Annotated in this window: 20 protein-coding genes; 9 read left to right on the top strand and 11 right to left on the bottom strand. The window is 44.8% G+C overall.

The window, feature by feature from the left end:
- The first annotated feature begins 488 nt into the window (after nt 1–488).
- The 5 genes from GA520_RS06350 to GA520_RS06330 all read left to right on the top strand — a co-directional run bounded on the left by GA520_RS06350 (nt 489) and on the right by GA520_RS06330 (nt 7,660).
- On the top strand, nt 489–2,222 hold the full coding sequence (locus GA520_RS06350; RefSeq protein WP_163339037.1) for an acyl-CoA dehydrogenase family protein: 1,734 nt from the start codon (nt 489–491) through the stop codon (nt 2,220–2,222).
- A 26-nt stretch (nt 2,223–2,248) separates the two neighbouring features.
- Nucleotides 2,249–3,499 carry an acetyl-CoA C-acyltransferase gene (locus GA520_RS06345; protein WP_163339038.1) on the top strand — a complete coding sequence of 417 codons (1,251 nt, stop codon included), beginning with the start codon at nt 2,249–2,251 and terminating at the stop codon, nt 3,497–3,499.
- A gap of 46 nt (nt 3,500–3,545) precedes the next feature.
- Nucleotides 3,546–5,264 (top strand): long-chain fatty acid--CoA ligase, encoded by a 1,719-nt coding sequence (locus GA520_RS06340; RefSeq protein ID WP_240910194.1) that lies wholly within the window; start codon nt 3,546–3,548, stop codon nt 5,262–5,264.
- 248 nt (nt 5,265–5,512) lie between these two features.
- Nucleotides 5,513–6,604, top strand: coding sequence for an App1 family protein (locus GA520_RS06335; protein WP_163339039.1), 1,092 nt, complete (start codon nt 5,513–5,515; stop codon nt 6,602–6,604).
- A 474-nt stretch (nt 6,605–7,078) separates the two neighbouring features.
- Nucleotides 7,079–7,660, top strand: a complete 582-nt coding sequence (locus GA520_RS06330) for an HD domain-containing protein (protein WP_163339040.1) — start codon at nt 7,079–7,081, stop codon at nt 7,658–7,660.
- A gap of 25 nt (nt 7,661–7,685) precedes the next feature.
- On the opposite strand, the gene GA520_RS06325 is transcribed toward GA520_RS06330, so the two are convergent.
- The 3 genes from GA520_RS06325 to GA520_RS06315 form a co-directional block, all read right to left on the bottom strand.
- Nucleotides 7,686–8,051, bottom strand: coding sequence for a cupin domain-containing protein (locus GA520_RS06325; protein ID WP_163339041.1), 366 nt, complete (start codon nt 8,049–8,051; stop codon nt 7,686–7,688).
- A gap of 112 nt (nt 8,052–8,163) precedes the next feature.
- Nucleotides 8,164–9,162 carry a GGGtGRT protein gene (locus tag GA520_RS06320; RefSeq protein ID WP_163339042.1) on the bottom strand — a complete coding sequence of 333 codons (999 nt, stop codon included), beginning with the start codon at nt 9,160–9,162 and terminating at the stop codon, nt 8,164–8,166.
- Between the two features lie 8 nt (nt 9,163–9,170).
- The gene (locus tag GA520_RS06315) at nt 9,171–9,863 is read right to left on the bottom strand and encodes an iron-sulfur cluster assembly scaffold protein (protein ID WP_163339043.1); all 693 of its coding nucleotides are present in this window, start codon (nt 9,861–9,863) and stop codon (nt 9,171–9,173) included.
- 1,088 nt (nt 9,864–10,951) lie between these two features.
- Here GA520_RS06315 and GA520_RS06310 point away from each other — a divergent pair.
- The 3 genes from GA520_RS06310 to GA520_RS06305 all read left to right on the top strand — a co-directional run bounded on the left by GA520_RS06310 (nt 10,952) and on the right by GA520_RS06305 (nt 13,643).
- Nucleotides 10,952–12,499, top strand: coding sequence for a mechanosensitive ion channel family protein (locus GA520_RS06310; protein WP_163339044.1), 1,548 nt, complete (start codon nt 10,952–10,954; stop codon nt 12,497–12,499).
- A 413-nt stretch (nt 12,500–12,912) separates the two neighbouring features.
- Nucleotides 12,913–13,314, top strand: coding sequence for a DUF1566 domain-containing protein (locus GA520_RS27105; RefSeq protein WP_205749318.1), 402 nt, complete (start codon nt 12,913–12,915; stop codon nt 13,312–13,314).
- Entirely contained in the window at nt 13,239–13,643 is a 405-nt protein-coding gene (locus tag GA520_RS06305) for a DUF1566 domain-containing protein (protein WP_205749319.1), read from the top strand. The genes GA520_RS27105 and GA520_RS06305 overlap by 76 nt, the downstream gene beginning before the upstream one ends.
- A gap of 15 nt (nt 13,644–13,658) precedes the next feature.
- On the opposite strand, the gene GA520_RS06300 is transcribed toward GA520_RS06305, so the two are convergent.
- From GA520_RS06300 to GA520_RS06265, 8 genes are all read right to left on the bottom strand, one after another.
- Complete coding sequence (locus GA520_RS06300; RefSeq protein ID WP_163339045.1) at nt 13,659–13,946, bottom strand: hypothetical protein; 288 nt, start codon at nt 13,944–13,946, stop codon at nt 13,659–13,661.
- A 30-nt stretch (nt 13,947–13,976) separates the two neighbouring features.
- Nucleotides 13,977–15,629: an AarF/ABC1/UbiB kinase family protein gene (locus tag GA520_RS06295; protein WP_163339046.1), complete on the bottom strand. Its 1,653-nt coding sequence runs from the start codon at nt 15,627–15,629 to the stop codon at nt 13,977–13,979.
- Between the two features lie 155 nt (nt 15,630–15,784).
- Entirely contained in the window at nt 15,785–16,966 is a 1,182-nt protein-coding gene (locus tag GA520_RS06290; RefSeq protein WP_240910195.1) for a cation:proton antiporter, read from the bottom strand.
- Nucleotides 16,967–17,192: 226 nt separating this feature from the next.
- Nucleotides 17,193–18,086 (bottom strand): DNA integrity scanning protein DisA nucleotide-binding domain protein, encoded by an 894-nt coding sequence (locus GA520_RS06285; RefSeq protein WP_163339048.1) that lies wholly within the window; start codon nt 18,084–18,086, stop codon nt 17,193–17,195.
- 157 nt (nt 18,087–18,243) lie between these two features.
- Nucleotides 18,244–18,645 carry a DUF2391 family protein gene (locus GA520_RS06280; protein ID WP_163339049.1) on the bottom strand — a complete coding sequence of 134 codons (402 nt, stop codon included), beginning with the start codon at nt 18,643–18,645 and terminating at the stop codon, nt 18,244–18,246.
- A 331-nt stretch (nt 18,646–18,976) separates the two neighbouring features.
- Nucleotides 18,977–20,107: an osmoprotectant NAGGN system M42 family peptidase gene (locus GA520_RS06275; RefSeq protein WP_163339050.1), complete on the bottom strand. Its 1,131-nt coding sequence runs from the start codon at nt 20,105–20,107 to the stop codon at nt 18,977–18,979.
- 3 nt (nt 20,108–20,110) lie between these two features.
- A complete protein-coding gene (gene ngg / locus GA520_RS06270; RefSeq protein WP_163339051.1) occupies nt 20,111–21,877 on the bottom strand; it encodes an N-acetylglutaminylglutamine synthetase in 1,767 nt (588 codons plus the stop codon).
- Nucleotides 21,877–23,652 carry an N-acetylglutaminylglutamine amidotransferase gene (locus GA520_RS06265; RefSeq protein WP_163339052.1) on the bottom strand — a complete coding sequence of 592 codons (1,776 nt, stop codon included), beginning with the start codon at nt 23,650–23,652 and terminating at the stop codon, nt 21,877–21,879. Before GA520_RS06265 ends, ngg begins: the two co-directional genes overlap by 1 nt.
- Before the next feature lie 468 nt (nt 23,653–24,120).
- Here GA520_RS06265 and GA520_RS06260 point away from each other — a divergent pair, with 468 nt between their 5' ends.
- Complete coding sequence (locus GA520_RS06260) at nt 24,121–24,612, top strand: MarR family winged helix-turn-helix transcriptional regulator (RefSeq protein WP_163339053.1); 492 nt, start codon at nt 24,121–24,123, stop codon at nt 24,610–24,612.
- The last annotated feature ends 78 nt before the right edge of the window (nt 24,613–24,690 follow it).

Genomic DNA, 24,690 nt, shown 5'->3' with positions numbered 1-24,690 from the left:
TGAACTCCCTCAAGGCCGCTCGTTTGCACAAATATACAGAAATATAGAGGATACCCCTGCCTATCTACCATATATGGTAGAAATGAGATATGCACCTTCGCCTCAATATCTTTTTCTGAAATATCCACTCCCATTATCTGATTACAAGATTACTACATATTATCTATTAGATACACTAATTCTAACAACTATCAGCTTTGCTCTTGTATGTAACAGCCTCCCCCTTCCTCTCATCTATCCCTGCAAATCTTGGTCATATTAACCAACTTCTATCGCTATAGATAGATATATCTATCATATTAGCTAGATTAGCATATGTCCAGCCACTCGTTTCCTGCTATCCTTCCCCAATCCACCTGTCTTCTTTACATTCCCCTGTAACCTTCTTCCTGGCATAAATATTGCCATATCTCATACATGGATCATTACAAAAAACGAAACAGAACCGGAACAAAAAGCAGAAAGTCTACCCCGAAAGGACCTGAATCATGCCAAAGAGAATTTTTAACAGCGGTGAATTCCTGATAAAAAGCATTGCCTGTGATGATGTTTTTATCCCGGAAGACTTCACAGACGAACAGAAGCAAATAGCCGAAACATCCATGCAGTTTATTGTGAATGAAATCTGGCCGATCAACGATCAAATCGAGGCCAAGAATTTTGAGCTTGTTCGTTTAAATCTGAGAAAATGTGGCGAACTTGGACTGATGATGATTGATACGCCGGAGGAACTCGGTGGGCTTGAGCTCGACAAGGTCACCAGCATGCTGGTAAGTGAGACATTTGCCTTCGCCAAGAGTTTTGGCCTGACATACATGTGCCACACCGGTATCGGCATGTTGCCGCTGCTCTATTACGGAACCCGTGAGCAAAAAGAGAGGTATTTGGGGGATCTCATGTCTGGTGCGTGGGTTGCTGCTTATTGTCTCACAGAACCGGGATCCGGCTCCGATGCACTTGGGGCGAAATCAACTGCGGTGCTCTCTGACGACGGTTCTCACTATATCCTGAACGGCACCAAACAATTCATCACCAACAGCGGTTTTTCCGATTTATACACCGTCTTTGCCCAAGTGGATAAAAAATATTTTACAGGGTTCCTGGTCGAACGCAGCTTTGAAGGCCTGGAAATTGGACCTGAAGAGAAAAAAATGGGAAACCACGGTACATCAACCTGCCAGGTCATCATGAATAATGTGAAGGTGCCGGTCGAGAACCTTCTGGGTGAGGTGGGAAAAGGTCACAAGATTGCTTTTAATGTATTAAATATCGGTCGCTTCAAACTCGGGGCGACCTGTACCGGGCAGATAAAATACGCCCTCGCGGAAGGTGCCCGGTACGCTAATGAACGTAAGCAGTTCAATACTTATATCTCGAACTTTGGCGCAATCAGGGAAAAACTTGCCGATGTGACAGCCATGGCCTTTGCCAGTGAGGCCGTTGTCTACCGGTTAGCCGGGATGATTGATGACCGACATGCCATAATTTCCAACAACACCGATGACTATTATGCCGAATATCAGCGAGGTATAGAAGAATACGCAGCGGAATGCGCTATTGTAAAGGTACTCTGCACCGAATATGGGGCAAAATCAATCGATACAATGCTCCAGGTCCACGGCGGCTATGGTTATATCGCCGAGTATGCAATCGAGCAATTGTATCGGGACGAACGGGTCCAGCGCATATGGGAAGGAACCAACGAGGTCAATCGACTATTGATCCCGGGAACGTATCTCAGAAAAGGATTGAACAACAACCTGTTATCTCTCGACCCTGAAGCGGATAGTGAAGGCTATTTTATAGCTGAGAAGAAACTCTTAAACGGACTGAAAACCATCTATTCAGAACTCATTGATAGTGCCCTGACAACATTTGGTACTAAAATATCGGTTGAACAGGAAGTGTTGCTCACCCTGGCGGATATGATGATTCAGGTATTTGCACTTGAGAGTGTACTTCTCCGTGCTGGAAAAGCCCTGAAAACAACAAGCGATACCAAGGCCACGTTGTACCTGGCTGTCGCCAAGGTGTGTACTTTTAAAATGAGGCAGGATTTCATGGGTGCTGCAGAGCAATGTGCTGCCTTTATAAGCCGGGATGCTACTGAATTGTTCAGCATCCATACACGCTACCCATCATCTGGATTGTTACAGGCCAAGCAACAGCTGGCCGAAGCGACCAGCCTCGCAGAAAAATATATCTTCCCAACTGCACAGTAACCGTATACACGTAAAAGGAGACATCCATGAGAGAAGTTGTCATTGCCTCTGCCTGCCGAACGGCTATCGGGACTTTTGGAGGCACCCTGCGGAATATGAATACCGCAAATCTGGCGAGTATCACCATGAAAGAAGCCATTGTACGTGCCGGCATCTCACCGGAGATGATTGACGATGTCCGTTATGGCTGCTGCATGGAACCGGCAGATACCTTAAATGTTGCACGGGTTGCCTCATTAATGGCTGGAATCCCCCACTCTTCTACCGCGACGACAATCAACAGGGTCTGCATCTCGGGGATGGAGGCGGTTATCTCAGGCATGGCGATGATTCAGGCTGAGATGGCAGATATCATCCTGGCCGGCGGAGCCGAACATATGTCCGGTGTTCCCTACATAGTCCCAGCTGCCAGATGGGGCTGCCGCCTGCAGGACCAAACCTTTGTCGACGCCCTGACCAGAGCCTTGCATTGTGGTTCATATGTTATGCCCGATGCAGCAGAAGGGCCCGTTGACCCTGAGCAGGCACCCCTTTGCTATTTTAAAGGAAAACCATACATAATGGGCCACACAGCCGAATTCGTTGCTCAACACCTCAAGATCAGCAGGGAGGAAATGGATGAGGTAGCACTCCGGAGCCACAATGCAACCGAACGTGCAACAGAGGACGGCTCATTTGTCGAAGAAATTGTCCCGATCAAGGTACCAAGACGAAAAAAAGAGCCCCTTCTATTTGACAAAGACGAGCATTTTAAACCAGGATTAACACGAGAGGACCTCACTAAACTTCCCCCGGCATTTGTCCCGGAAACCGGGAAAGTCACCGCCGGTAATTCAAGTGGATTAAACGACGGGTCCACCGGTTTACTAATCATGTCCGCAGAAAAAGCCAAGGAACTCAATATTTCACCTTTGGCAAAAATAAAAGGTATCGGTCGAGGTGGCTGTCACCCATCCGTGATGGGCCTATCCCCTGTCCCAGCAGTCCATGACCTGGAAAAAAGAAGTGGTTATAAGGTAAACGATTTCGAATTGGTAGAGTTAAACGAGGCGTTTGCGGCCCAATACATAGGTTGCGAACGGGAACTTGGATTAAACAGGGAAATCACCAATGTAAATGGCTCGGGAATCGGTCTCGGCCATCCGGTCGGCTCAACCGGAGCGCGACTCATTGTGACCCTTATTCACGCCCTTAAAAACAGGAACAAATCACTCGGTTTGGCCACACTCTGCGGCGGAGGTGGCGTTTCAATGGCGTGCGCAATTGAGATGATATGACTGATAATCAACCTACAAGACAGTTCAACGAATACAGGAGGCCCTTGTGACAAAACCGGTGACATTTCAGGAAAAACCTTGGTTACAGCATTATCAGAAAGGTGTGCCGGAAGAGGTCCCCTTTCGGGACATCTCCCTGCCGGATATGCTGAAACAATCAGCCACCCGCTTCCCCGACAAAATGGCCTTAAATTTCCAGGGGTATGAAACGACTTTTGGACAACTGATGGAGATGGTAGACCACTTCGCCTCCCATTTACAGCGCTTCGGTATTGGCAAGGGAGATACTGTTGCTATCCTGTTGCCGAATGTCATCCCCTGTGTCGTTGCCTATTATGCCAGCCTGAAGCTGGGCGCCATTGTGGTGATGAATAACCCGCTGTATTCCGACCGGGAGCTGCTCCATCAGTTCAACGACTCTGAGGCAACACTTCTCATCACCCTTGACCTGTTAACCAACAGGATGGTTGACCTGCGCCCCCGAACAAAGATCAGGCAAATAATCTATACCAGTATCGGGGACTATCTTCCCTTCCCCAAGAGCCTGCTTTTTCGTCTGTTTGCCAAGAAAAAGGGATTAAAAGCGGAAGTCTCTCCCGCCGAGGACCTGTACCCCTGGAAAGAGCTCCTTTCAGGAGGTTCTTCCCCTCTACTAAAGGCCGACATTCATTTTGACGATATCGCCCAATATCAGTATACGGGAGGGACAACCGGGACCAGCAAGGGCGTTATCCTTACCCATGGCAACCTGAGCAAGCAGGTACAACAGTTGGCTGCTTGGTTCCCCGGCTGGGATGAGAACAATGTAATGCTGGGCGCCTTGCCATTTTTCCATGTCTTCGGGCTCACAACTTCAATGAACCTGGCCATCTATTTTGGCGTGGGCAACGTGTTGGTCCCCAAACCCCAACCTGCACAGCTGCTTCAGGCCATTAAAAAATATAAGGTAACATTTGCCCCCCTTGTGCCAACGATGTTTATCGGCATGTTGCAACACCCGAACATCGACAAGGTAAATCTCACCTCGATCCGGGGATGTTTTTCCGGCAGTGCACCTCTGCCGGTAGAAGTAATCAGGGAATTTGAATCCCGAACCGGGGCGATAATTGTAGAAGGCTACGGTCTGACAGAAACAAGCCCGGTAACCCACATCAACCCATTTGGGGAAGGAAGCAAGAGAAAAGTTGGCAGCATAGGGGTACCCATCAGTGGCACATTGTGTAAAGTTGTTGACATTACAGATAGATCCATTGAAATGCCGACTGGTGAACCCGGTGAACTGCTCATTAAGGGGCCGCAGGTTATGAAAGGATACCTGAAAAGGCCTGATGAAACGGCGAATACACTATCTGAGGGCTGGGTTCAGACCGGTGACATCGCAATAATGGACGAAGAAGGCTATTTCCAGATCGTTGACAGGAAAAAAGATATGATTATTTCCGGCGGCTACAATATTTATCCGCGGGATATTGAAGAAATCTATTTCGAGCACCCGGATATCCAGGAAGCTGCGGCAGTAGGTATTCCGCACGAAAAACGTGGAGAGGCCGTCAAGGTTTTCATCGTCATGAAAGAGGGCACAAGTGCGACGGAAGAAGAGATGATTCTGTTCTGCAAAGACAAGATTGCAAAATACAAATGGCCGACAGAAATCGAATTCCGTGAAGAGTTACCCAAGAGCAATGTGGGGAAAGTGCTGAAAAAAATACTGAAGGAGGAACTGCTTCATGAACCGCCTTCCTGCTCCGCCTCTATTGCAAACTGACAGGGATAAACCAAAGCATGAAGTAAGGTTGGCACCGAAAAGGAATCACTTCTGAAAGTGGTTCCTTTTTTTCTCTGATTACCCCTGAATTTCAGCTCCCAACCCAATCACGCACAACGAAAAAAATACTACCATTTATACTTGTTTTCTCACAGCTAAAGCGGCTACATTTGACATAACTGATATTTTGACATTTTTATACATTTTTTCAATTAGTTCTATTGATCGAAATCAGGCAGGTACAGGTCATGGCCATTGCTAAGGAGCTCCTTCTCTTCCTGGAAAGTATATTTGACGGGGTCAAAAGAACGATCCAAACCCGACGGGGGTTGGCCCGCCCTGTGCAGGTCCTTGCCTTTCACGGGTATGGTACCCTTGATCGCCTGGAAGTTCACGGCCGGATAGTAAAAAACAAGGGTATCCGGAAGGCTGGAACAAACGACTCCTTTTGGGCTAACATTGTCAACATTTATAAGCGTATGGAGAGTGACGAACTCCCCGGTATCAAGGTTACGGCAAGATATCGAGGGTCGGAATACACTACGATCTCTGATGAAGAAGGATATTTCAGTATCGCATTACCTTCGGTTGCCTCTCATGATAAACTACAACCGTGGCATGAGATTGCACTCAGCGTTTCAGAGCCCACTATGGAAATGGTGCAGGCTTCAGGGCGTGTTCTGGTACCGCCTGCAGAAAGTTCGTTTGGTGTAATAAGCGATATTGACGATACTATTATCCAGACGGGTATCACAAACCTGTTTGACACCCTCGGCAATACATTGTTGAAAAACGCCAAAACCCGCATTCCGTTTGCAGGAGTCAGGGAATTCTATACAGCCCTGCAAAAAGGTTCTACTGATACAACATTCAATCCGATATTTTATATATCCAACGGCCCATGGAATCTTTTCGATTTTCTGGATGAATTCATGAAAGTGAATGAGATACCGCCTGGCCCCATCCTACTCAGGGACTTTGGTCTGGATAGAGATAAAATAATCGCTGACGGTCATCACAAAATAAAAAAGATCTCCGACATTCTAAACAAGTATCCTGAAATTCCTTTCGTTTTACTGGGTGATAGTGGAGAAAAAGATCCCGAAATTTACCAGCAGATATGCCAATTATTTCCCAATAGGATTAAAGCAGTCTACATCCGGGATGTTACCTCGGAACCACGAGACTCCAGGGTTAGAAAAATCGCCGCGGACATGGCTGCCCAGGGAGTAGACATGCTCATTATAGAACACACTTGTGAGGCTGCTGAACATGCAGCAGGCATCGGTCTCATCGACAACGATTCTCTGACCATGGTACAAACAGCAAATTATCGATAATTAGGAATTGCTTCAAATGTCATCACAAGCCCCCCTTGCCGAACAAAAACAAAAGAAAACTCATTTCAGTAATCCATCCCTGAAGGATCTTGGCTCGTTTTATTCTTTACAAGCATTCCGGAATCTTGCATGCTTCGCCAAAAGGCTGTCTGAGAATGCCCTTTCTCCCAAGCTCTTCGTTATTTTTGAAAAACAATGCTCGCAATATCAGTCACATGCCTGCGTATATATTTCTAAAACGCCTCGATCTGAGATAAAGATGACTCTTCTCGAACAACCTCCAGTGGAGTTTTCAGCCTGAAACTCAGCAATCGGTCACAATTCGAGGTGCAACTCAAATTTTGTACCTAAAGTAACAAATTGATGTTCTGAGGATCAAAATCTGAATCGCAACGGTGAGGCTGGACTGAAGAGTTGTTTTAGGACGGGAACCAGTGTAGTCAGCACTTTTAATTTCTACCAGAGGACACGACAATGTCGCAAACACCTACAAGAGATGAGGCTTTTGCCCTTTTGACAAAGTATAACAAGTCAGAAAGTCTAATAAAACATGCCCTTGCTGTAGAAGGGGTGATGCGGTTTTGTGCAAGAAAAAGAGGAGGTAACGAGGAGAAGTGGGGCATTATCGGTTTAATCCACGACCTGGATTACGAACAGTTCCCCGACCAGCACTGCATTAAAACTGAAGCCATCTTAAGGGAAAACGACTGGCCGGAGGAATATATACGGGCAGTGGTGAGTCATGGGTGGGGCATCTGCACAGATATTGAACCTGAAAGCGAAATGGAAAAGGTTCTTTTCGCCATTGATGAACTGACCGGCCTGGTGGCGACGACAGCGCTCGTGCGGCCCTCAAAAAGTGTATTGGACCTCAAACCCAAGTCGGTAAAGAAAAAGTGGAAAGATAAACGTTTTGCAGCAGGAGTGGATCGTTCAATCATCGAGAAGGGAGCGGCTAAACTCGACGTACAGGTAGCCGACTTAATCCTCGACACTATTATGGGCATGCAGGAAGTGGCAGAAGAGATCGGCCTGAAAGGGAACATCTCTGAGTAGATCTCGCCCGTTTTGATAGGTAACGTTATATCCAGATGTCGTTTTCTGCCTTGAGTGCACTTTCCGATTCCCCGGTATTTACAACACCCCGGGGTTCGATAATAAGGATTTCACATTCCTGTTTTGCGTAGGGTTTGTGTTCAAGGCCCTTTTTGACTACGAACATCTCACCTTCTGTAAGTTGCACTGACCCGTCCCTGAACTCAATTTCCATACTGCCTGATAAAACCATAAAGACCTCATCTGTACCCTTATGATCGTGCCAGGTAAAATCACCCTCAATTTTAACCAGTTTGAACTGGTAGTCATTCATTTCAGCTATAACCCTTGGTGACCAATGCTCGGAGAATTTTCCTAATTTATCCTCAAAGTTGATTGACTGATATTTCATCTGATATCTACGGTAGAGTCTTTGTGTTTGCCAGGCAGCAACTGTGTTTTGTGCCATCCGGCTCAAACGATACCCAGTCAGCAGGAGTTGACTGGGTATCAGCCCAATATGCTCAGCTCATGCTCTTCTCGACAGCCACGGCCACGGCAACAGAAGCACCGACCATCGGGTTATTTCCCATGCCGACCAGCCCCATCATCTCAACGTGAGCAGGCACGGAAGACGATCCGGCAAACTGCGCGTCGCAATGCATGCGTCCCATAGTATCGGTCATCCCGTAGGAAGCTGGCCCGGCAGCCATGTTATCCGGATGGAGTGTCCGTCCTGTACCTCCTCCTGAAGCTACAGAAAAATAGGGGCGACCTGCTTGAACACACTCTTTTTTATAGGTACCCGCAACCGGATGCTGAAACCTGGTTGGGTTCGTTGAATTACCTGTGATCGAGATATCCACAGCCTCGTGTGCCAGTATCGCAACACCCTCCCGGACATCGTCGGCCCCATACGAGCGGACCCTCGCTCGTTCGCCACTGGAGAAGGCTGTTTCTTTGACAATATACAGAGTATCCGTGGCATAATCGAATTGGGTCTGTACGTGGGTGAAACCGTTAATTCGGGCAATCAGGTAGGAGGCATCCTTACCAAGTCCGTTCAGGATAACCTTTAACGCCACCTCTCGCGCCTTGTTCGCTGACGTGGCAAGACCAATAGCACCTTCTGCGGCGGCAAAAGATTCATGCCCGGCCAGAAAGGCAAAACATTTGGTTTCATCCTTTAAAAGCCTGGAGGCGAGATTCCCGTGCCCAAGGCCTACTTTCCTGCTATCGGCGACAGATCCCGGAATGCAAAAAGCCTGCAATCCCTCACCCAGGGTCACCGCGATATCAGAGGCTTTTGATTGCTCTTTCCTCATGGCGATTGCAGCCCCGAGAATATATGCCCAGCAGGCATTCTCAAAAACAATGGGCTGGATCTCCTTGACGATGCTATAGACATCAACCCCTTTTTGTTCGCAAAATACCCGTGCCTCTTCAATGTTTTTAAAATCATATGCTGAGCAAAGGGCATTAACCTGTTTGATTCTTCTATCATATCCTTCAAAAAGTGCCATTTGCCTTGTTACTCCTCTCTTGGATTGATGTATGTTTCTGCATCATGATATCGGCCGTATGTGCCACTTGCCTCAGCCAGTGCGTCGTCTGCAGAGTAGCCCTTATGAATCAGATCCATCATTTTTCCAAGATGGACAAAAGAGTATCCGATTATCTCACTGTTTGCATCCAGGGCCAGTTTGGTAATATATCCTTCTGTTGTTTCGAGGTACCTGGCACCCTTCTGTCGTGTACCGTAGACAGTACCTGTAACCGACCGAAGCCCTTTCCCCAAATCCTCCAGGCCGGCACCAATCGGTAAACCACCCTCACTAAAAGCAGACTGACTCCTGCCATAGACAATTTGCAGGAACAGCTCACGCATCGCTGTGTTGATGGCGTCGCAGACCAGATCTGTATTCATCGCTTCAAGAAGTGTTTTGCCGGGCAGAATCTCGCCAGCCATGGCACCTGAGTGTGTCATACCTGTGCAGCCCAGTGTCTCTATCAGGGCTTCCTCGATGATTCCCCCCTTGATATTGAGCGTGAGTTTACAGGCCCCCTGTTGCGGGGCACACCAGCCGACACCATGAGTAAACCCTGAGATATCCTTTATCTCCCTTGCCTTCACCCATTTTCCTTCCTCCGGGATTGGCGCAGGACCGTTATCACAACCCTTTTTCACACAAACCATGTTTTCTACTTCCTGCGTACATTTCATCGTGTAGACTCCTTGTGCATCAACCCCGCACTGACATACCACTGCTGAATGAAATTTTGCTATTCTATATAACTCATATACAGGTGTTTTTCCTTACTCTCACCTTTTCAATGAACGCTCTCACTATTGCCGGTTTATCGACAAATGTAAATGCAATTGAAGGTGAGAACAAACTTAGAGAATCTACCGAAATGTCACGTTTTCTTTTTACTTCCACCTCCAACACTGCTCGGTGAAGTGACATTTCAATGGGAATTTTATACGAAAGGCCATCCTGGCAGTGTAGTATAGTGGACGATATACACTGTCAAAACACTGAAGAAAACGGTACCAACAGAGTGGACCGCTTGTGAATATTGCGTATACTATTGTAATAAAACAAAACTGGTGAATGGTATGCGACAAGCTGGATCAGAACAAAATCGACAGATTGCTCATGAGAAGTTCGGGCTAACGGGAAACATCCACAGTTGCCCCTCTGATTAGATAGTTCCCACCCTAAAACTGCCCTTTGGGGCAATATCTTCGTTATGCTCAAAACTTTATCATCCGGTAAGTGAGAAACGAGACTCCGAGATATCAATTATATGCCTGTGGTAACATTTTTCACATGCCTCGATCTGGACCAGATAAGCGTAGACTTCGAAATTCCTGATTTCAGGAAGGACACTAAATAGACAAAATTGTTATTGATAATGTTCTCCTCAACAACATTTTTTGTTTATCTGAAAAATAGCCTGCAGCTTTTCCATTGTCTGCCACATTAGTGAGATAGGATTCAGTTCATATAAGAGCTGACTTGCCATTTTTATTTTCCTTCCTTACGAAAACATTAAGGAATAGACTTTTGATGGGCTCTCATGCATCATGAAAAATGGACAATGAGCTTTAACAACCGGCCTTCGAACCTTTTTTCAATTGCCCTGATTTTTTGTCAAGAAAGAATGGATAAATGTTTTTCCAAATGGTAAGTAAAAAAGAAGTTTGCCCAGGAAAAAACGACATCTCCTGGTTTCCTGGAGCAGCGTGGAGCATCGAACAAAAACGCAGATTACATAATTCCATCCCTGTTAAAGCGATTTCGTCCCATGCTTGAAAACACCGTATTAATTCTTCTACATTTTTACGAATCTTTTCCAACTACCACAATTTTCATTATTTCCCTAACATTAGGTTGTGTTCTAATTAACCAAGTTTCACACCTGCATCCCATTAAACAGTCACTTCCTCTCCTTTTCGTTATCACCAAATCAATCTGCATACTTCTGGTTTTTATCATATTCCATACGATTTTCTTTCATTTATTGACGACGAACTATTGGATAGATCGTGATATATGGCCGTTTACATGTTTTACTTTTATCTTTTTCCTGGTTATCGGCGTACAACTCGCCAATGTTATCTATGCTTTTGCTTTAAAGAAATATATGAGCAGCCCAGAAGAAACAACGAGTACAGTCTCAGGATTGCTGCGCGGCGTCATCTACGGTACTTCGATCTTTCTTGCTCTAGGGGCCTTCTTTTGGCAACAGGGGTACTCATTCACCGGTGTTTGGATTTCTACAGGTTTGGCTACAGCCTTAGTGGGAATTGCTCTTCAACAGACCTTAGGGGATTTATTCTCCGGAATTGCATTGGGAGTTGAGGGGGCCTTTCATATAGGAGACTGGATTCAACTAAAAGATGATGGTACAGAAGGGACTGTTATTGATATTAACTGGAGAGCCACCTGGCTTCAGGATTGGGATAACACCAGGCACATCATTCCAAATTCAAAACTTGCCAAACAAGGGTTTACCAACTGTGGGAACGAATTTCAACATTACCAACCTTGGTATATTATCAAATTACCTGCGGAGCTTGACCCCCGATTTGCCAAACAACTTCTCCTCGAAGGGATTTATCGCTGTAAACATGTGTTAAAGCATCCGACTCCCGTCGTGCGACTCACGGACGCTTCAACTGTTCCTTATACCTACATCTGTTGGGTGGCGTTTCCTAACTACCCGGCTATGTTCCGGGGACGAGAAGAACTGTACAGGGAAATTCATTATGTCCTCCAACAGGCAGGAATTTCTCCCGCAGCAGTTACCAGCGAATGGAGGATCAGAAAATCTGTCATTCCGGTTGCTGAGCCTCCAACTATCCAGCTAGCTCTAAAAAGTCAGCCGATTTTCTCTCACCTTGCAGATGAGGAAATAGAGCAATTAGCAATGTTGAGCCAGCAAAAACACTATGATACTAAATCGGTTATACAATATGAGGATGGCGAGATCGATGCCTTAGATGTTCTTATAAGTGGTGTTGTTGAAGTCTCCACCAAACTGGCAAACGGCAAAAAAGTAGTGATAGGTGAATTGGGTCCAGGGGACAGTTACGGTCTGGTATCTATGTTCACAGATCAGCCAATTCCGACCCACTGGATTGCGGAGACTGATGTTACCCTTATACGTATCGACTTCGGTATCATGAAAGAAATAATGCAGAAGTACCCGGAAGTTGCCGATCGCATAGCTGTCGAGGTTAAGCAACGGCAAGATGAAGCAGAATACCTCCGCATACAGAACAGTGCGGAACCACCTCAATCAAGCCTGCGCGAGATAAAAAAATATATTCGACAAATCATTAAAAGATGAAAATTGTCGCTGGAATAGTGTCCCAATGATTTGAAATCGGGCAGATTTGACTTGTTGTTTCAGTCCGACAGACTCCTAACCGAAACAAGTAAATGACCCGGCAGTAATAACAATAGGATTATATAACCATAAGGAAAAAGTGATTTGACACATTCTTTGGACAGGGATTTCAGAATGTTTTGGCAGTAGCGGCAACTCCCGACCTTGCAAAAACAGCGGTCAGGATGGAGAGTTCACTCCGGGCCGTCGCTGGACTCAATCGCGGTTTGTTCGTAATGGTCAAAACATAGTTTATGACACCGTAACTAATCTATACTGGACACTTGATGCAGACTTCCTTTCCTATCCGTTGACTTGGAAGGAAGGATTGAAAGCGATAGCTGAGATGAACGAGGAAAAGGTTTTCGCCAGAGATGACTAGGCGGCTACCTAATCGGCATGAACTGCGCAGTTTGATAAGCCACGGTGCCAGTAAACCGGCACTTCCGGCGCATTATCCTTTCAAGAATGTCTTTCTCGGCTGGTACTGGACCTCAACCACTGCGGCATTAGCCAAAAGTTACGCATGGTATATCCATATGGAGGGTGGCAGAATGTTTTATGGCCGTAAAGTTGTTGCTATCTTATCTGGCCCGTCTGCGGAAAGAGCGATTTCTTACCGTGTACCGGTCAGTTCAACTGCTATGATGAACAAGGTAATGACATCCCATGCGACAACAATGGCCAGGATGGTGACTTATTGCAAAGTGTTTCTTGGCCTAAACCTCGTTTTCAAGTTACTACTGACGGGTTTTGCGACAATCTTACCAACCTGATATGGCACTCTCAGGCTAGCATCAACAACACCCCTTTATCCTGGGACGATGCGCTGACTTCTGTTGAGCTTTTGGCTCGAAAATCGGGGAATCCCTGGCGGCTCCCCACCATTAATGAGCTGGAGAGTATTGTTGATGCTTCATGTCATACACCGGCATTACCTGACAATCATCCCTTCACGGCTGTAAAAGAAGCATACTGGTCATCTACCACCAGTTACTTTGAGGCCGACTGGGCCTATGTACTCTATTTACACAAAGGCGCTGTTGGCGTCGGCCACAAACCCGGTAAAGCCTTCTCTGCCTGGCCGGTTATGAAAAAAAGCTAATCCTTGAAATGTCTATTATTTAAACCGCGAAGCTGCAGAGCGTAGTGCTTCATTCATAGATTCAAGGGCCAGATCAATCCCTGATTTTAGATCTTCCCAGGCATTTTCGCCCGATTGCCGCACTTTTTCCAGTTTTTCATTGATTTGAGAACGCTTTGCTTTCATTTCAGCAATCTGTTGATAGTAATCTTCCCTTGATTCTGCTTCTACCATAGCTGCCTTTGCTGAGAGTCTGTCAATCTCAGTATCCCATTCATCAATCTTGGCATGTAGCATCTGGATAAATTCTTCTTTACTCTTCATTATCGCCTCCGTTAATAAGTCATTGCTTGACTATTTAGTTTTACTTGTAAATATTGTGTAAATTAACCATAGTCCTAGAATCACTGAGACCAGATAACCAATTACACCCAGGGCCGGAAATCCAAAAATAAATGGGCCTACACCCGTTGTTATGATCATGGAAGATCCCATAATTATTGCACCTGTTATTATTCCCGCGGTTAGGCGGTTCGATGCATTCTCAAGTGTATTGACCAGCTCCTCTATTTTCTGCAGGCGAAAGGTAAACCCCAGCTTACCTTTTTCCAACTTGTTAATGACCTCTCCAATCTGCTCTGGTATTTGACGTTGAGAAAACCATAAACTTGCTAGAGAATTACGCATGCTACGCCACAAAACATCCGGCTTGTAGCGTTTTTTTGCCAACTTGTGGACATATTCGCCAATCTCCGAAACTATATCAAGCTCCGGATAGACCTGTCTTGCTGAACCTTCTGCGGTGACCAGGGCCTTAATCATCACGCTGTATTCTGTCGGCAACATGAGGGAATGCTGTCTCAGAAGAACAGTTATATTCAGCAGAAACTGGCCGATATTCACATTTCTTAACGGAACAGCATGGTAATTATCGAGAATCTCCAGAAGTTCGCGCTCGATACTGCTGGAGTCGATATCCTTCCCCCTGGCATTACACAGGTTAAGAAAAGTACGTGCCAAGGAATCACTATCTTTTTCCACGACAGCTCGGAGTAATTCTATGAGTTGAAAACGATCTTTCTCTGTGAGCCGACCGACCATGCCCCAATCAATAAAACACAACGACATGTCTTCAGTTACCATAAGGTTACCGGGATGCGGATCTGCGTGGAAAAATCCGTCGTCGAGTATCTGCTTAACCCCGGCCCTGAGCCCCATTGTTGCTATTATTTCACGATCATAGCCGGATGCTGAAGACAATTCAGTAAACTTCGCCCCATGAATCAGCTCCATCACCAGAATTTTATCATTTGAGTATTTTCCATAAGTTAGCGGTACATGGAAAGAGCCTTCTGATGCATATGATCTGGCTATCTCCATGTTGTGAAGCTCTTGGGAAAAATCAAGCTCCTTAATCAGATTTCTTCTGGTCACTCTTACTAGCTCGGGAAAGTTATATGTTTGCAGATCCTCAAACTGGTGATGGAGAAAATTAGCTATGCCTTCGAGAATATCAAGATCAAGTTTTATATTCTTTTCGATCCCAGGACGCTGCACTTTTACTGCGACAAAAGTACTCTCTTCGCGTAACACTGCTTTGTGAACTTGAGAGAGAGATGCTGCAGCTATTGGGGCTACATCAAAAATGGAAAACACTTCTTTTATTGGTTCGCCGAGATTCTTCTCAATTACAGGTTCTATATCTTCATATTCAGCTGCAGGAACTTCATCCTGCAACTTTTCAAGTTCACCCAAAATCCCTTCCGGAAGGAGATCGGGGCGCAAACTCATAAGCTGGCCGAATTTAATAAAAGTAGGACCTAAATCTTCGATAGCGCATCGTAAACGCTGATAACTGTTTTCATCAGTCTCCACTTGATGGATTTTCCGGAGCAGGTCGGATCCGGGAATGTCAAGGCGCTGGACAATGTCATCAAATCCATATTTTCCTAAAATGGTGATTATTTCCCTGAAACGGCCAAGTTTTCTTAAATCATTAATTTGCATCAAATATCCTCAAAGATGTAAAATCAGAATACGTGTATCACATGGTTAGGAAAAACTCAGTTCTGATTGGTCGTATAGGTAATAAGGAGTGGTTAGTCCCCCTCCACATCGACCATTCTATCTATTTCGATAAGCTAAGACACTAAAGAGATAACTCAATCTATATGTTGAGCCCGGTTGTGCCCTGGGTTGCCAATGCTAAACCTCATTAATACAGGGGTAACGAGAGTCGTTACAAGTGCCATTATAACTATCGCTGAAAAGAGAAATGAAACTTCCGGCGGTGCTGGATCGGGGTGATTAAATAAGCCGGCCTCTAATGCGATGGTTGCAATAATCAATTCTACAGCACCACGAGCACTCATGGCAGAACCAATGCCTATTGACTCTGCCGGAGTGAAACCTACGGCCAGCGCCGGCAGGCCAGCACCAACAAGCTTTCCCAGAAAAGCCGCTAGCAATAACATGGATAAAAACAGGGGGATCTCACTAATTGCTGCCAGATCAAGATGCAGACCGATAGAGGCAAAAAAGATGGGTGCAAAAAATCCCATAGTCCAACTGGTTAGACTCGCCTTGATAGTATCGTACACCTCATCTGACATTATCCTCTTTACAAAAAACAGACCGGCTAAAAATGCACCGAGGATAAAATGCATGCCAAGCTCTTCAGCCAGCAAGGCGAATAAAAAGGAAACCATCAGCAGTGCGCTGAACTCGAATTCATCTGATTTAAACCTGGCTGCTAATTTATGCAGAGCAGGAAGAACATAAAGCCCGAGAACTGAGGTTGTTATAAAAAACAGTATAACCTTACCAACAAGCAGGAGTAGCCTATCCACTCCTGGAATCTCACCGTTGGCAAGTATTGCCGTCAACACAGCCAGTAACACCAGGCTGAGAATATCATCAAATAAGGCTGCAGAAACAATTGTCTTTCCAATTTTTGTATCAAGAAGTTTTAAATCCATCAAAATTTTTACGGAGACTGGCACAGCGGTGATAGCAAGAGCAGTGCCCAGAAAAAGAGCCTGTGCCATCTTTAACGATGACTCCGGCAAAAACACTATTCCTAAGCCCATGCCTGCCATAAGTGGTACTATCATTCCACCAACCGCTATTGCAAAGGCCGGACCCGACGCCTTGACAATATCTTTAGGGCGCAGTTCTACTCCCGCAAGAAGCATCAGAAAAAAAATTGCTAGATCGGTAAGCCCTTTGAAAACTTCATTTTCTGGAAGATTGGATAATACAGGAAATGTGCTTGAGTAGTGATGAAATATCACCCCAAGGGTAATGCCAGCCACCAATTCTCCCACTAACGCAGGAAATTTCATTCGTTCAGCAAATTCTCCGCATAATCTTGTCGCAACCAATAACACAAGCAGTATATAAATGAGGTCCATAATTAACTCTTTAGAAATGAATTTGGAGTTCTATTTAATGACCTGACCATTATAACCGGTACAATCATCCGACCTGAGTTCCACCTGTTGAGCACCCTGTAGCTCGACGGTAAGGGTGCTTTTCGGTATGTGGTGGAGACAGTAAGGGTTTCTAAGGCTAATCCTGATTAAACTGAAGTATTGCACCACCTTTAAAGAAAACTGTAACCTGAGACGATGACTCGGAAATCGTAATCGTGAGGCTGTCGGTAGCAGCACTGAAGAGGGCTGCTACAGTATGCCGAGCACCATATCCTTTTAATAGTTTAACCTGTTTATTATTTGGTGGACTGAGGTAAACGCCAGCGTTTTGGATCGCACCTTTGTTGTCGACGACAAATGCGCCATCCAGGGTTGCAAACTCCCGTATGGTTTCAAAAAGATCGCTATTATGGATATTACGTTTTTTAAGTGGATGCCCGTAGAAAGGATTAAGAATCATCGGCTTCATATATTTTTCAAAAGACTTCTGATCCCCAAGCACGAAGATCGTGCCTATTTTCTTTCCCTCCCTGCCCTGTTTTGCCAGCTTAAGGGAAATATCAAGTAGACGGACAAACTCACGAGAACGCAGGATATCAACCGGCACTGTCTCGTACGCATGATTTTGAAACCATTTATTATCTCGCTGCAGGTTTGTGATCAAAAGGTTGTCTAGCCTGAGCGAACCAACTAAGCCGGTAAGGCAGAGTACAGTTTCGTCATGTTCCACTAAATTATTGATGACTGCTATCAATAGTCCAAGCTGGAATTGTTCGGATCGTGATAATTGCTGGTCAGGAAGATAAATCACCGAACATTCTGAATAGAACTCATCTTTAATTTTTGACTTTCTGGGCAATAGAAAGACTATTTTCTCTGTCTCTTTTTTCTGCAGAATATACCTTTGATCCTGAATTGATTCTGCAAAAACAAGAAATTTTGAAATTCCCAGATCTCTCCCCAGGTCAAGTGAATAGTTAACGAGTAGTCTCGACTCTCGATTTTCCGATACTTTTATTTTCGTTTCCACTAACAATCCATATTATTAATATTCAAGGTGCATTTTATGACACGTTATCAACAGATTAAAAATTATTATATTGAAGAACAAAATCAAACCAAGGTAATAGAAATTTCCAAAATGGTCTGGTATAACTTTTGATTGCAAAGGGCAGCAATGATGTACTCTATTCCTTGTCTAAACCATCAACAACAATGGCTCCCATTGATGCAGGCATTGTAATAACAATCAATCGTTTAAATGCGATAAGAGGCTCTGAACCAATGGGAAACTTATCAATTGAAAACAAGACAAGGGCAACGATGCAGCCTGTGATAAAATACGCAATTACTATTCGTATAACAAAGACAGCTATCCTATTTTCTACTTCTCCTTGAAAAATGCTTTGATAAGCAAAAAAAGACAGAAAAATTATTGATAAAATAAAAATAAATAAAAGATTAGCATTAGGAAGTGACTCACCTAATTTCCATGCCTCTTCTGAAAAAGAGATAGGAACTGCAATTGCAAAGGCGCCTATGGATATCTGGCTAATATCTTCTAAGTTTAAATTTAAGTTTAAGATCATTGGTGAACCTCAAATCAGATATCATGCTATTTATATAGAAATCCTGGGCACAATAATTGCTATATCCTTTCTGCCATATTTACATCAAATACCTCGCGCACATATAAGCCATATTCAATATATTTCCTGCTATTTGCTATAGTTTCGATATATTCCTAGGTAAAGATAGTATCTTCAATCTGGCGATCACAACCTTGCTTGTTATTCATATCCTTATGTCTGGTGCCTGATGCTACCACTATATGAGATTAAACCATTTGGAAGTGGTTACCATTTACCTTACAACTCATTCTGCATTATCTTTAACTATAAGGATTCATCCGGTAGACTCCTAGGAGAGATTGAGTTCCGGTGAGGTTCGAATCAACGGATATTCATTTTCACGCCCGATCACATTCCTGCCTCTTGCAAAGAGTGGGGGGGAAGCAAGATAACTGATCAGGAGATTTGCCACACTGGTCAGGGACGCTATGTGAACCCGTTCATATCCGTGTGAGGCATCTAAACCAAAACATATGAGAGCAGTTCTGATATCATTACCGGCTTCCAGGGCAGCAGCTGCATCACTCCGATAATGTAAAAAAACATCACGGCTAAACTCAATATTTTCCTCTATGCAGATATCAATGAGATGTTTGGTCAGGTGAATGTCAAAAGGACCAGTGGAGTCCATCATCGCGATAGTAGCCCCAAATTCGCATGTGTTTTGACCTGGAGCGATGGTGCCATTGTCAATTGAAACCATTTCTGCAACATTGCCCCTTAATACATGCGAGGCGCCTATACCTACTTCTTCTGATATAGTGAATAATAGTGAGCTGTTCAAAGCGGGAACAATATCATTTTCCCTCATGGCCTGAACAGCTGCAAGCATCGAGGCTACACCAGCTTTGTCATCGAGGAACCGGGAATTGATGAAGCCACTTTTACTAACCTCAAATAGGTGGTTAAAAGAGATAAAATCCCCCACGCGAAGGCCACTCTCCCAAAGAGAACACATTGATGAGCCCCGTTCATCAATGCGCACCTCTAGATTCTCCCAGCAAGAAGGCTGCATATCAACTTCTGTATTATAGGTGTGACCTGACGCTTTAAGAGGAAGGACCGTCCCGGATATTATCCTATCTCCATCAGAGTGGATTGTTACACGTGCTCCTTCAGCAAATCTGGGAGACCAGTTTCCTATTGGTACGATGCTGAGTCTCCCATTTTGTTTAAGACTTTTCACCATTGCTCCCAGGGTGTCCAAATGGCTGACAATAGCTCTTCGTGGCTTTACGGCCTGACCTTTTAACGCAGCCCTAATTGCGCCGCGCCTTGTAAGCTCATACTCAACTTGGAGAGAGTCAAGTTCATCGCATACGAGCCTGACAATATCGTCAGTCATTCCACTCGGGCTCGGAACCTCCATGAGCCGCATCAATACATCAAGCAAATATTTTTCGTTAACCGGATTTTTCATCAATTATTGCGTAACCTGTCGCGTTTGTGGAAAGAGAAGATTAATGAATTTTTCAGCAGTAGGTTGGGGCTCGTGGTTTGCCAAGCCCGGTCTCTCGTTTGCCTCTATAATTACATAGTCTTCTCCTTGAACAGTTGGTACGAGAAAGTCAAAACCTACTACTGGAATATCAAGAGCTCTGGCTCCCGTAATTGCAGCTCTGATTAATTTTGTATTTAGCTCAGCAGTCACATCATGGATGGTACCACCAGTATGGAGATTTGCGGTTTTTCTTACGGGAAGAGTTCTGTCTTTTGGTAAAATTTGATCTAAGCTATACCCTTCACCCTCAACACAACGGACTGTTTCCTCGTCAAGAGGAATTGTGCTCTCACCTCGGGTCGCTTTTGCTCGACGTCTGCTCTGTTTTTCTATAAGCTGCTGAATTGTATGTTGACCGGTTCCGCACACAGTGGCTGGCCGTCTCACTGCCGCTGCAACGACCTCATCGTCAATAACTATAATTCGAAGATCCTCACCCCTGACATATTCCTCAATAATGACTTTTTCACAAAGAGAAGACGCTTTGTTTATTGCCTCAGCAACTGCTTCCTTTGTGCGAAGATCGACAAATACTCCTTGCCCCTGTTCACCTTGTGCTGGTTTTACAACAACACTGCCATGGGAATCCAGAAACGACTCAAAGTCTGCCGCTTCGGTCACTACTATCTGGCCAGGGGTATTCAACCTTGCTTTTTGTAAAATCCGCATAGTAACAGCTTTGTCATCGCAGCGACTCATCGCCACTGCAGTTGTCAGCTCACTTAAAGATTCTCTACAGACAATCGAGCGCCCCCCCAACGTCAATTTGAAATATCCATTTTTTCCATCAAGGATTTCTACGTTAATCCCTCTTCGCCGAGCTTCTTCAATAAGTATTCCTGCGTATATATTCACCTGCTCTTGAGGTTCAGGACCCGTGAAGAGTGGCTCGTTTATCGAGTTTTTGTTTTTAATGCAGTACACCGGAACCTGTTTAAAGCCCAAATTATCGTAGAGAGCTTTTGCCTCCTTATTCGTATGCATAACGGAAAGGTCCAGAAACCTTCGCCCCTGCTCAATAAAGTGAAGGATGAGCTCGCGAACCAGTGTTTCGCCGACACCCGGAATTCTGCATTGATTATCGACGGCTAAAGCCCACAGGCTGGAACCATTATCCGGATCATTGAATGCCTTAACATGATCAACACCAGTTACTGCACCGACAATAGATTTTCTGTTCAAATCTTCAGCAACAAGAACATGTACGGGGCTCTTTTTTTGCGCCTCAGTGTAAAAACCCTTGTGGTTAGGGACCATTCCCCAAGCCTGGTAAATAGCATTTATTGCTGTTTCATTATCATCAGGTCGTACAGGACGAATCGACACCCCTTCAACTCTGAGCCGATTGTCTCGATAATCTTGAAAGTCCAGTCTATAAGTTAGGGACGGATCCATAAAAAGTTCTTGCGGCGCATATGAAATCACCACATGCGGTTCACGCATATACATGGCAATATCCCGATATCCCGGTTTCTCTTTACAGATTTCCTTTGCCAGTCGATTGTGGCTTGAGAATGTCTGTCCAAAGATCAAACGTCCCCAGCCGCAGTCAACAACTGCTTCTTTTGTTGTTTCTGTTTTGTCTTTAAGGGGAAGTGGCTCCCCCCAGTGTTTAAGCGATGACATACAGTGAGGGTCATATGGGTTTTGGCATCGTTCTTTCGGTAATTCCTTTCTATCTTCAGGCATTATAAAACCCCCTGTGTTTGCAGCCACATCTCAAGTAGAGCTATTTGCCAGAGTTTTGATCCACGCAAAGGAGTTATGTGCTCTTTCGGGGCATCTAGTAATAAATTTATGTAGTCCTCTTTAAAAAGATTACGGCGCTTGGCAACACTGCTTGTGAGAGTTTCTCGGACAAGTTCAAGGTATGGCCCCTCGATGTGTTTCAACGCCGGTACTGGGAAATACCCTTTAGGCCGATCTATGATACTGTCTGGAATTACCTGTCGAGCGGCTTCTTTGAGTATCCATTTACCTTCCCCTCGAACCTTAAGCTCAGCTGGTATGGTCCCAGCAAACTCAACAAATTCGTGATCCAGAAAGGGAACTCTCGCTTCAAGGCTCCATGCCATGGTCATATTGTCGACCCGTTTGACTGGATCGTCTGTCAACATAATTGTTGTATCGAGACGCAGTGCTTTATCAACAGGATTGTCTGCACCTTGTTTTTGAAAATGGTTCTCAATGAATTTTCTACTGAAATTCTCTTGGACATAATCATCATGAACCACTTGGTTATACTCTTCCTGGTCTCGGTCGAAAAATGCGGTGCAGTAGTCCTGGAGCGGATCTTTGCTCGAAGTCATAGGGTGATACCAATGGTACCCGCCGAAGACTTCATCAGCACCTTGTCCACTCTGAACTACCTTGACATGCTTGGCCACTTCCTGGGAGAGCAGAAAAAAACCGACATTATCGTAACTAACCATCGGTTCGGACATGGCTGAAATTGTACCTGGTATGGTTTGCAAAAGATCGTCAGACGGTACGAAAATTTTATGATGTTTTGTATTGAAATGATCAGCGATGATGTCTGAATATACAAACTCGTCTCCCTTTTCCCCACCAGCTGCTTCAAAACCCACAGAAAAGGTATTCAAACCACCTTGCCCCTCCTCTGATAAGAGCCCGACAAGTAGACTTGAGTCTACCCCGCCTGAGAGAAGAACTCCGACAGGAACATCTGCAACCATGCGCCGCTTGACTGCTTTCCTTAGTTCATCAAGCAAAAGATCGGCCCATTCTTTTTCAGAGAACACCTCAGGGTGCTTTGGGTGATTCATGTTGAGCTGCCAATACAGTATGTCTTTGAAGCTCCCATCTGGTTTGTATTCCCGCAGGGTAGCTGGCGGTAACTTACTTATTCCTTTAAGGATTGTGTGGGGTGCCGGGACAACCGCATGCCAGTGAAGATAGTGGTGCAAAGCCACTGGATTAATATTAGTGTCTACTCCTTCGTTTTTCAGCAGTGCAGGGAGGGAGGACGCGAAACGTAATACTTTTCCACGTTCGTCGAGATACATTGGTTTGATGCCTAATCGATCGCGTGCAAGAATGATCTTCCCCGAATCTCTCTCATGAATTACCACAGCAAACATGCCGTTCAAACGGTTAACAAAATCCTTTCCCCAAGCATGATAGGCTTTAAGGATAACCTCCGTATCGCCTTGTGAGAAAAAGCGATACCCCTTGTTTTGCAATTCAAGTTTCAATTCTTTATAGTTGTATATGCAACCGTTAAAAACAACGTCAAGGCCCAGGAAAGGATCGCTCAGCGGTTGCCTCGATTGGTCGCTCAGATCAATTATTTTTAAGCGACGATGCCCCAGGCAGACCCTCCCCTGCATGAGTATACCCATTGCATCAGGGCCTCGCTGTGCCATATTTTTTGTCATTTGCTCAACTGTTGATAGAGAAGCTGGTGAGTTGTCAAAACGAATCTCACCGCATATTCCGCACATTTTATTTCTCCTTTTTTTCTTGTTAACTGATGACCTGTCCTTTGTTCCCGGCAATCTGTCCCTGGGTTGCATTCACCAGTCGAGAAGCGCTAATTGACATCTATCCTTGCATACTATTTCACATGTCAACAGAAAAGTCAATTGACGTCAAACTATCATTGGCCACTCCGTAGCCCAAAAAGCAAAGCTCCCGCCAACACTAAACACTTAAATTATTGTTTTTGCTTGCTATTATCTACCAAAGAATATCAACATGTCCCACATTAATACTTTGTAGTCAAAGTATATAAACATTGTACACAATGTTTATTTGTGTTTAAATATACTCATAAACAATGCCAATATTGGGCAGAGAAGCAAGGACTCCAAAAGGTTAGTTTTCGAATGGGAACTAACTTAGATATTGTCGGACAAAGAGCAGCAGAATTAATCCAGGCCATGTAACAATCATATTGAAGGAGGTGCCTGTTGGAGAACAAAAACAAACTTCGGAGCAAGGAGTTGTTGATAGGGTTGAGGAAAATTACACAGGCTATTGATTTACACTCAAAGCGCCTGTTGAAAACAGCTGGCATAACGAGCCCCCAGCTCGTGATTCTACAAGAACTCGCTGATTGCCCTTCACTGAGCACATCGGAGCTTGCCAAAGCAGTATCTTTGACCCAGGGAACCGTTACGGCAATTATTGTGAGGCTTGAGAAAAATAATCTCGTGAGCAGAAGAAGGTCAGGTGAAGATAAACGTCGAATCCATATATCCATTACAGAAGAAGGAAAGCATTTACTGAAAAATGCGCCGTCTCCGCTTCAGGAAAAATTTACTAACTCTTACTATGCTTTAGAGGAATGGGAACAACTCATGATACTTAGCTCGATCAATCGTATTGTGAGTATGATGTCGGCTGAAAAGATAGAGGCTTCACCATTTCTCGTGGCAGGACCATTGGATAATGATTCCTAAACTCTTGCTGGATCTTAAAAATTCAGCGCAGGGGCCACAGTGGCTGAGAGGGCGGGTAAGGAGTGATCAGGCAATAAT

This window comes from Desulfopila sp. IMCC35008, assembly GCF_010646885.2.
In the GTDB taxonomy this organism is placed as follows: Bacteria; Desulfobacterota; Desulfobulbia; order Desulfobulbales; family Desulfocapsaceae; genus Desulfopila.
The sequence above is the reverse complement of the archived record's forward strand: the minus strand, read 5'-3'. Positions and strand labels throughout refer to the sequence as shown.

Excerpts from the sequence above, each read along its gene's own strand:
- GA520_RS06325 (WP_163339041.1), bottom strand. The coding sequence starts at position 8,051 with ATGAAATATCAGTCAATCAACTTTGAGGATAAATTAGGAAAATTCTCC.
- GA520_RS06345 (WP_163339038.1), top strand. The coding sequence starts at position 2,249 with ATGAGAGAAGTTGTCATTGCCTCTGCCTGCCGAACGGCTATCGGGACT.
- GA520_RS06280 (WP_163339049.1), bottom strand. The coding sequence starts at position 18,645 with ATGATCTTAAACTTAAATTTAAACTTAGAAGATATTAGCCAGATATCC.
- ngg (WP_163339051.1), bottom strand. The coding sequence starts at position 21,877 with ATGCCTGAAGATAGAAAGGAATTACCGAAAGAACGATGCCAAAACCCA.
- GA520_RS06300 (WP_163339045.1), bottom strand. The coding sequence starts at position 13,946 with ATGAAGAGTAAAGAAGAATTTATCCAGATGCTACATGCCAAGATTGAT.
- GA520_RS06335 (WP_163339039.1), top strand. The coding sequence starts at position 5,513 with ATGGCCATTGCTAAGGAGCTCCTTCTCTTCCTGGAAAGTATATTTGAC.
- GA520_RS27105 (WP_205749318.1), top strand. The coding sequence starts at position 12,913 with ATGACTAGGCGGCTACCTAATCGGCATGAACTGCGCAGTTTGATAAGC.
- GA520_RS06330 (WP_163339040.1), top strand. The coding sequence starts at position 7,079 with ATGTCGCAAACACCTACAAGAGATGAGGCTTTTGCCCTTTTGACAAAG.
- GA520_RS06310 (WP_163339044.1), top strand. The coding sequence starts at position 10,952 with ATGCTTGAAAACACCGTATTAATTCTTCTACATTTTTACGAATCTTTT.
- GA520_RS06350 (WP_163339037.1), top strand. The coding sequence starts at position 489 with ATGCCAAAGAGAATTTTTAACAGCGGTGAATTCCTGATAAAAAGCATT.
- GA520_RS06265 (WP_163339052.1), bottom strand. The coding sequence starts at position 23,652 with ATGTGCGGAATATGCGGTGAGATTCGTTTTGACAACTCACCAGCTTCT.
- GA520_RS06295 (WP_163339046.1), bottom strand. The coding sequence starts at position 15,629 with ATGCAAATTAATGATTTAAGAAAACTTGGCCGTTTCAGGGAAATAATC.
- GA520_RS06290 (WP_240910195.1), bottom strand. The coding sequence starts at position 16,966 with ATGAAATTTCCTGCGTTAGTGGGAGAATTGGTGGCTGGCATTACCCTT.
- GA520_RS06315 (WP_163339043.1), bottom strand. The coding sequence starts at position 9,863 with ATGAAATGTACGCAGGAAGTAGAAAACATGGTTTGTGTGAAAAAGGGT.
- GA520_RS06275 (WP_163339050.1), bottom strand. The coding sequence starts at position 20,107 with ATGAAAAATCCGGTTAACGAAAAATATTTGCTTGATGTATTGATGCGG.
- GA520_RS06320 (WP_163339042.1), bottom strand. The coding sequence starts at position 9,162 with ATGGCACTTTTTGAAGGATATGATAGAAGAATCAAACAGGTTAATGCC.